The organism is Inquilinus limosus MP06 (genome assembly GCF_000767795.1).
GTDB classification, from domain to species: Bacteria; Pseudomonadota; Alphaproteobacteria; order DSM-16000; family Inquilinaceae; genus Inquilinus; species Inquilinus limosus_E.
Genome location: NZ_JANX01000273.1, coordinates 1 through 8,051 on the forward strand (window position 1 = coordinate 1; position 8,051 = coordinate 8,051).

Sequence of the window (8,051 nt, forward strand, 5' to 3'; positions counted from 1 at the left end):
AAATCCATCCAGGGGCCGGTGCGCGCCGGCCCCTGGATGGATTCGCTGCGCTCGCAATGACGGAGCGGGGAAGCCGGGACGCTGCAACCGGATCGCGGGGTCGCGGAGCGGGCCGGGAGCGGCTATGCTGCCCCGACCTGTTCCGATCCCGCCGATCCAGGAGGACGCATGGCCTCGCTTCGCGTCACGCTGATCCCCGTCCTGAAGGACAACTACGCCTATCTGCTGGAGGATGAACAGACCGGCATGGTCGGGGTGGTCGACCCCGGCGAGGCCGACCCGGTGGCGGCGAAGCTGGAGGCCAAGGGCGGCCGGCTGGACTGGATCCTGAACACCCACCATCACGGCGACCATGTCGGCGGCAACCACGAGCTGGCGAAGCGCTACGGCGCCTCGATCGTCGGGCCGGCGGCGGAATCGGCGCGCATCCCCGACCTCGACCGCGGCGTGGCCGAGGGCGACCACGTCATGGTCGGCGCCGCGCGGGGCTCGGTGCTCGACGTCCCCGGCCACACCGCCGGCCACATCGCCTTCTGGTTCGAGGATGCCGGCGTGCTGTTCTGCGGCGACACGCTGTTCGCCCTCGGCTGCGGCCGCCTGCTCGAGGGGACGCCCGAGCAGATGTGGTCCAGCCTCAGGAAGCTGCGGGCGCTGCCGGATACCACCCGGATCTATTGCGGCCATGAATACACCCAGTCGAACGCCCGCTTCGCGCTGACGGTCGACGGCGCCAACCCGGTGCTGCAGGCCTATGCCGAGGATGTCGACGACGCGCGCGAGAGCGGCGCCCCGACCATCCCGGCCCAGCTCGGCCGCGAGAAGCTGGCCAACCCCTTCCTGCGCGCCGACAAGCCCGACCTGCAGGCCGCGATCGGCATGGCCGGCGCCGATCCCGTCGCCGTCTTCGCCGAGATCCGCGGCCGCAAGGACCGGTTCTGACAGGCCTGGGCACTCGGATGACGCCGAAGGCCGTCTTTCGGTGTCATTGCCGGGCTTGACCCGGCAATCCAGAGGGTGTCGATAGTCTCTGGATGCCCGGGTCAAGCCCGGGCATGACAGTTTTGGACTGGTTGCCGTTCGATCGAGTCAGGGACCGCCATGAAGCTCCTCTACAGCCCGTTCTCGCCCTTCGCCCGCAAGGTCCGCATCGTCGCCCACGAACTCGGCCTGCAGGACCGGATCGAGGTGGTGCCGACCAGCACCGAGGACCCGGCCAGCGGCCTGTCGGCACGCAACCCGCTGAACAAGATCCCGGTCCTGGAGACCGAGTTCGGCCCGCTCTACGACAGCCCGGTGATCTGCGAGTACCTCGACTCGCTGCAGGAGGGCGGAAAGCTGGTTCCGGCCATGGGCCCGGCCCGCTGGCAGGCGCTGCGCTGGCAGGCCCTGGCCGACGGGCTGATGGATGCGGCGCTGCTGATCCGCTACGAGCTGACGCTGCGCCAGGAAGGCGGCCGCAGCGAGTCCTGGACCGAGCGGCAGAAGGCCAAGATCCGCAAGTCGCTCGACCAGATGGAGGCCGATGCGGCGGAGCTCGACGGGCCGCTGACCATCGGCAGCATTGCCGCCGCCGCGGCGCTGGGCTATCTCGACCTGCGCTTCGCCGACTGGGGCTGGCGCGAGACCCATCCGCGGCTGGCCGCCTGGCACGCGGTCTTCGCCGAGCGCCCGTCCTACGTCACGACGATCGCCCAGGCATGAGCGGGGTCCTGACGCCGGAGGCGATCATCGCCAGGCTCGGCATGCAGCCTCACCCCGAGGGGGGATATTATGTCGAGCTGTGGCGCGACCCGCCGCCGGAGGGCGGCCGCGGCCGGGCCTCACTGATCCACTTCCTGCTGCGCGCCGGCGAGGTCTCGCACTGGCACGCGGTGGACGCGCCGGAGATCTGGATCTGGCAGGCCGGCGCGCCGCTGGAGCTGTCGATCGCGGAAAAAGGCCAAGCGGGCGAGGCGCTGCGCCTCGGCCCCGACATCCTGGCCGGCGACCGCTTCCAGGGCGTGGTGCCGGAAGGCCATTGGCAGGCGGCGCGCAGCCTGGGCGACTGGACCCTGGTCAGCTGCGTCGTCGCCCCGGCCTTCCGTTTCGAGGGCTTCACCCTGGCCCCGCCGGGCTGGCGGCCGGAGCTCGGATAGGCCTCAGACCCGCGCGGCACGCCTGGCCCACAGGTCGCGCCCGGCCAGGATCGCGCCGCCGACGATCAGGGCGCAGGCGGCGCCGACCGACGGGGTCAGCGTGCCCTGGCCGAAGGCGATCAGCAGCAGGGTCGACAGCAGCGGCGCGGCATAGGCGAAGGCGCCCAGCGCGCGGATGTCGCCGCGCTTCACCCCGTGGTCCCAGACGAAGAAGGCCAGGCCGACCGGCCCCAGCCCCAGCCCGGCGACGGCCGCCCAGCCGGCGGCGTCCGGCACCACCGTCCGTTCCAGCGCCAGGTGGCACAGCAGCGACAGCAGCGCGGTGCCGCCGCAGAACCAGCCGACCGTCTCGGTCGGCACCGCGCCGATCCGCCGGCTCAGCACCGAATAGCCGGCCCAGATCATCGCCGACAGCATGGCGGCGCCATAGCCCAGGGCGAAGCCGGGGTCGAAGGCGACGCCGCGCCCGCCGATCAGCACGACGACGCCGAGCAGCCCCAGCGCCGCCCCGGCGACATGCCACCAGCGCAGCCGCTCGCCCGGCAGCAGGGCGGAGAACAGCACGATCAGCAGCGGCCAGGCATAGTTGATCAGGTTGGTCTCGACCGGCGGCGCCAGGCGCAGCGCCATGAAGAAGACGAGGTGGTAGCCGAACAGCCCGCCGATGCCGAGCAGCCACACCGCCGGCCGCTGCCGGGCGGCGGCCAGGGGCGAGCGGCCCTGCAGCGCCATCCAGCCCAGCCCGATCAGGAAGGCGACGGCGAAGGCCATGCCGGTCAGCTGGAACGGCGGGATGGCGCTGGCCCAGGTGGCCAGCAGGGCCAGCGTCGCCCACATCAGCACGGCGGTGCCGCCGATCAGCGTGGCGCGGCGGACGGCGGCGAGGTCGGGGGACATGGGATTTGGTCTTTTCTCACACTGTCATGCCCGGGCTTGACCCGGGCATCCAGAGACTGTCGACAGCTTCTGGATCGCCGGGTCAAGCCCGGCGATGACACTCTGGGGACGGGCGGCGCTCTACTGCTGAAGCCCCGGATAGGCCCACAGGCCGGAGGTGCGCATCAGGTCGCGATAGACCACCAGCCGCTCGTCCGGGGTGACCTTCGCCGCCTCCTCCAGCGACGGCGCGTCCAGCGCGATCGCCGGCAGCACGGCCAGGCTCAGCCCGTACTGGGCCAGCGCCTCCTCGACCACCACCCGCGCCCGGCGCATGTGGCTGGCGCTGGTGACCAGGATCACCGCGTCACCGCCGTGGCGCTTGATCAGCGAGGCCGCGTTCAGCCCGTTGCCGACCGTGTCCTTGGCCTTGTCCTCGCCGATGATGCGGTCGCGGTCGACGCCCTTCTCCACCAGCCAGCGGGTCATCAGGTCGGCCTCGGTCACCCCGGCCTGCGGCTGGCCGCCGGTGACGATCAGCCGGGCGGTGGGGTTGGCCTGCGCCGCCTTCAGCGCCACGTCCAGCCGGTCCAGCAGCGTCGGCTGCATGGTGCCGTCCTTGGCCAGGGCATAGCCCAGCACCAGGATCACCGGCTTGCCCGGCAGCGCCGGGATGGCGGTGGTCGGCGGGTCGGTAAGGATCGCCTCGGTGCGGGCGAAGCGGGCACGATAGCGTTCGGCGAGAGGACGATCGAGGCCGGCGAGGGCGATGTCGGCCAGCGCCGCGGCATCGGCGTCGCCGCGCACCCGGGCCAGCGCCGCGAGCCAGGCATAGGCGTCGGCGGCGCGCGGGTCGCGCCTGGTGATCTCCTGGTAGGTCGCCTCGGCCTCGGGGATCTTCTTCTGGATGATCTGGGTCGAGGCGACGGCGTAGCGGAAGTCCAGCCGCTCCGGCGCCAGGGTCGAGGCCTCGGCGAAGGCCTGCTCGACCACGTCGTAGCGGCCGTGCAGGGTGATGCCCTTGAACACCTCCGCCTCGGCCTTCTTCACGTCGCCGCCGGACCAGTAGTACTGCATGCCGGTCTCGACCAGCGTGCGGATCCGGCTCTCGGTGGCGTCGTCATAGGCGAGGGCCGGCCCAGCCAGGGCGCCCAGCAGGGCGAGGCCGCAGGCGATGCGGCGGATCGTGCGTGTCTGTGTCATGAAGCCCCTCCTGGCCGGTTCATACGCCAGATTCGCGGCCCGGAGAATCGCCGATGGCGCGGTGGCTCAGGGTTTCAGCAGGAACACCACATAGCCGCGGAACCAGGGGCTGGTGGCCACCGCGTCCGATGCCTCCCACTCTCCGTCCTGCACCAGCCCGATCCTGAAGGGCAGGGTCAGCCGGGCGATGCGGGGCAGGTAGGACCGGTAGGTCGGGATGGTGTGCCGGCCCTGATAGGTCTGCACCACCACCTCGTCGACCACGCCCTGCAGCTGGTTGATCGCCTCGGGATCGGCGTTGCTGCCCCAATCCATCAGCCCGGTGATGCTCAGCCGGTACTCCGGCGGCAGCTGGGCGCGGAGGTCGCGCAGGAAGGCCGCATACTCCTGCAGGTGGCGGGTGCGGGCGTCGAAGTCGATCTGGATGCCGACCACCGGGTTGCCGGCCTGCTTCCAGCGCCGGGCCTGGGCCAGGATGGTCGGCAGGATCTGCGGCGGCCAGCGCAGCGTGTGGGCGCGATAGGCCAGCCAGATGTCGCCCTGGCGCAGCCGCGGCACGGCGATGCCCTGGGCGATCATCCGCGCCGGCCCGCTTCCGCCGCGCGGCGGCGGGTCGATCTGGCCCTGCAGGATGTACAGCGTCTTCGCCTGGGCCAGCACCGCCGGCGGCGGCACCCCGGCCCACAGCCAGAAGGCGTCATGCTCGGCCGCGTCGACCGTGGCGCCGGCCGGCCCCGGCATCGCCAGCAGCAGCGCCGCCGTCAGGACGCCGAGGGCCCGCCGCATCGTCACCAGTAGTATTTCAGGCTCTTCGCCCAGACGGTGTTGCCGTAGCGCGTCTTCAGCGTCTGGAACCACTGCTTGCGCTGGTTCTGCGGGATCTCCTGCGGGCCGCAGCCATTGTTCTGGCTCGGGGCGAAGCAGTTGATGGCGCGGTACAGGGCATAGGCGCGGTCGTTGCGGCCGGCCTTGCCGTCGGCAATCACATGCATGTAGCCGTCCAGCCGGGAATACACCTTGCCCGGGAACTGGGTGGCGGTGCCGCCCAGCTGCCTGTCGTCCGGCTGGGTGTCGAGCGCGTAGGAGTCCAGCCCGTTGCGCAGGATGAACTCGCCCAGGCAGTTCAGCCCCTCCGGGCTCTCCGGGTTCTTCTGCAGCGTCGACGCGATCTCCCGGATCGACGGGCAGGTGTAGTCGGATTCGGCCGTGGCGCCGTCCCAGTGGAACAGGGTCAGCGACTGGTCCCAGGGCACCGACGGCTTCTCCGGCAACGGGTCGGGCAGCAGCGCCAGGTCGCTGCCGAAGCCGCGGTAATGCCCGCGCATCAGGTCCTTGTACAGCAGCGTGAACAGGGCGGTGTCGCGCTCCTCCTCGGTCGCGTCCGTGGCCTTGGCCTGCTGCCGCAGCAGCGCCTGGCCGGCCAGGTTGCGCAGCAGGATGCGGCGGATCTCCGGCGTCTTGATCGGCGATCCGGCCTCGAACACCGTGGCCAGCTGGCCGTTGCGCTCATAGTTCATGGCCAGCGCCAGCTCCAGCTGGGCGCGCTGCAGCGGCTTGGCCAGCGGGATCAGCTGCAGCCACAGGCCCTGCGCCCCGGCCCAGTCGCCCTTGGCCTCCAGCGCGAAGCCGCGCAGGGTCTGGCGGCTGAAGGCGACCGTGCTCATGGCGCCGGCCGGCACCGCGTCGGGCAGGCTCTTCAGCGTCTCGTCCGGCGACTGGGCGACGTAGAACTGGTAGGCCGCCACCAAGTAGCCATGCAGCTCCGGCTGGTCGGCGAAGCGCGGCTTCTGCTGCTCCAGCGTGTCCAGACTTAGGGCCGGGCCGCCATCGGCGTCGACGCCCTTGCCGCGCATCACCATCAGGTCCATCACCGCCAGCAGGGTCGGATCGGTGACGTCGGCGCTGCGCCTGGACACCAGCAGCTTGTTGTCGGTCTCCTGCACCACGGTGTCGAGCGCGGCGGCGTCGGCCGGGGCCTGGCCCAGCAGCGCGGCATAGGCGGCGGCCAGGCGGGTCGGGTCGTCGCCCAGCCAGTAGACCCGGCGCAGCAGGCCCCGGGCCGAGGCGGTGTAGAGGCCGTTCGGATAGGCCTGGAGATAGTCCTGGAACGCCGCCTCGGACTCGGCCAGCACGGCCTTGTCGACATTCTCCAGCTTGGGATAGCCCATCTCGTCGAAGGCGTTCTGCTGCGCCTGGTTCAGGAGGGTGCGCGCCTCCATGTAGCGCGCCGTCTCCTTCAGCCAGGGCTGGTCGCTGCCGTCCAGCGCCTTGAACGCCGCTGTCGCCTGCGGGAAGTCGCCGGCATAGAAGGCGACCGCGCCCTGCAGGTAGCCGGCGAACTGCTTGCCCGGCGCCGACTGCATATCGCCCGGCACCAGCTTCGCCTTCTGCGTCTCGTCCCAGCTGCAGCCGCCCAGCATGGCCAGGCGGGCGCGGGCCAGCGACAGCCGCTCGGGCCCCGGCAGGTCGGCGCTGCCCACCAGCTGCTGCAGGAAGCCGCGGGCGGCGGCATCGTCGTTGCTGGCGCAGCGGCTGCCCTCGCCGGTGGCGAACAGGTTGCCGCTGCTCTCCGCCGCGGCGGATGTCATGGCCTCCGGCGGCACGCCGATCTTCTGCGCCAGATCGGCCAGCGCCGCGCGATCGGGATCTGGGGCGGGCTGGGTCTCGACCACCGCGGTCTCGCCGCTGCCGGCGCCGCTGGCGGGCATATCGGCGGATGTCTCCTCTGGGGGGCCCAGCCGCTCCAGCCCGAAGGGCACCAGCGCGTAACCCATCTCGCGCTCATACTCGGTCGGCGCCCCGTCCGGGATCGGCGCCCGGCCCTGGTCGGCCAGCAGCAGGCGCAGATTGACCCGGCTGTCATTGGCGGGGCTGAGGAAGGGCAGGTTGTTGCAGCCGTCGAGATCGTCCTGCTTCAGCGACCAGGTGACCGAGCAGCCGAAATCGCCGCTGGCCTGGGCCGCCTGGATGCCGACGCCGCCGAGCAGCAGCACCATGGGAAGCAAACCGCGCCGGATCATCATATCTCCCTCGCCACGCCGCGACCGCGAATCCCCCTCGGTCGTCCAGTATCAGATCCGGCCGCGGCCGGACAGATGTCCTGCCGATCCTGGTACGGGCGCGCGGCGAAATCCGGGCCGGCGCAAGGCAGGATCAGATGCCGCCCGCCACCTTCAGCACGGTGGCGGTGGTGTAGCGCGCCGCGTCGGACAGCAGCCAGGCCACGGCCTCGGCGATCTCCTCCGGCTCGCCCGGCCGGCCGGCGGGGATCCGCGCCGTCACCCGCTCCAGCCGCCCCGGCGCGTGGATTCCGGTGCGGATCATGCCGGGCGCCACCGCGTTGATGCGAATGCCCTCGGCCGCCAGCTCTCGGCCCAGGCCGATGGTGAAGCTCTCGATCGCGCCCTTTGTCGCGGCGTAGTGGACATATTCGCCCGGGCTGCCGGTCTGCGCCGCGATCGAGGACAGGCTGACGATCGCGCCCTTGGTGCCGGCGGCGCGGAAGCGGCGCACCGCCTCCCGCGCGCACAGGATCGGGCCGACAAGGTTGACGTCCACCACCTGGCGCAGCGTCTCGGCCTCGAGATCGGCCAGCACGCCGTTGCGGCCGGTGATGCCGGCATTGTTGACCAGGGCCTGCACCGGCCCGAAGGCGGCTTCGGCCCGCTCGAACAGGTCCCGGATCTCGTCCTCATGCGAGACGTCGGCGGGCAGGGCGATCGCCCGGCCGCCGGCGGCGGCGATCTCCGCTGCCACCGCCTCGGCGGCGTCTGCATCGGCGCGGTAGTTGACGGCGACGGCCCAGCCGTCACGGGCGGCCCGGCGGCAGATGGCGGC

8 protein-coding genes are annotated in these 8,051 nt (G+C 71.7%); 3 read left to right on the top strand and 5 right to left on the bottom strand.

The features are described from left to right. Positions 1–168 precede the first annotated feature (168 nt). The 3 genes from gloB to P409_RS19775 all read left to right on the top strand — a co-directional run bounded on the left by gloB (position 169) and on the right by P409_RS19775 (position 2,135). Positions 169–939 carry a hydroxyacylglutathione hydrolase gene (gene gloB / locus P409_RS19765; RefSeq protein WP_034842139.1) on the top strand — a complete coding sequence of 257 codons (771 nt, stop codon included), beginning with the start codon at positions 169–171 and terminating at the stop codon, positions 937–939. A 159-nt stretch (positions 940–1,098) separates the two neighbouring features. After that, a complete protein-coding gene (locus P409_RS19770; protein WP_034842144.1) occupies positions 1,099–1,701 on the top strand; it encodes a glutathione S-transferase in 603 nt (200 codons plus the stop codon). Further along, positions 1,698–2,135 carry a cupin domain-containing protein gene (locus tag P409_RS19775; protein ID WP_034842148.1) on the top strand — a complete coding sequence of 146 codons (438 nt, stop codon included), beginning with the start codon at positions 1,698–1,700 and terminating at the stop codon, positions 2,133–2,135. Before P409_RS19770 ends, P409_RS19775 begins: the two co-directional genes overlap by 4 nt. A gap of 3 nt (positions 2,136–2,138) precedes the next feature. Here the strand turns inward: P409_RS19775 and yddG are convergent, their stop codons facing one another. From yddG to P409_RS19800, 5 genes are all read right to left on the bottom strand, one after another. Next, complete coding sequence (gene yddG, locus P409_RS19780; protein ID WP_034842150.1) at positions 2,139–3,032, bottom strand: aromatic amino acid exporter YddG; 894 nt, start codon at positions 3,030–3,032, stop codon at positions 2,139–2,141. Positions 3,033–3,152: 120 nt separating this feature from the next. Then, on the bottom strand, positions 3,153–4,214 hold the full coding sequence (locus P409_RS19785; protein ID WP_152613447.1) for an ElyC/SanA/YdcF family protein: 1,062 nt from the start codon (positions 4,212–4,214) through the stop codon (positions 3,153–3,155). Between the two features lie 66 nt (positions 4,215–4,280). Next, positions 4,281–5,000, bottom strand: a complete 720-nt coding sequence (locus P409_RS19790) for a DUF3142 domain-containing protein (protein ID WP_034842153.1) — start codon at positions 4,998–5,000, stop codon at positions 4,281–4,283. A 2-nt stretch (positions 5,001–5,002) separates the two neighbouring features. Continuing rightward, positions 5,003–7,234, bottom strand: coding sequence for a tol-pal system YbgF family protein (locus P409_RS19795; RefSeq protein WP_034842162.1), 2,232 nt, complete (start codon positions 7,232–7,234; stop codon positions 5,003–5,005). 133 nt (positions 7,235–7,367) lie between these two features. After that, positions 7,368–8,051 (bottom strand): SDR family oxidoreductase (locus tag P409_RS19800; protein ID WP_034842156.1); only part of this gene is annotated, 684 nt, incomplete at its 5' end.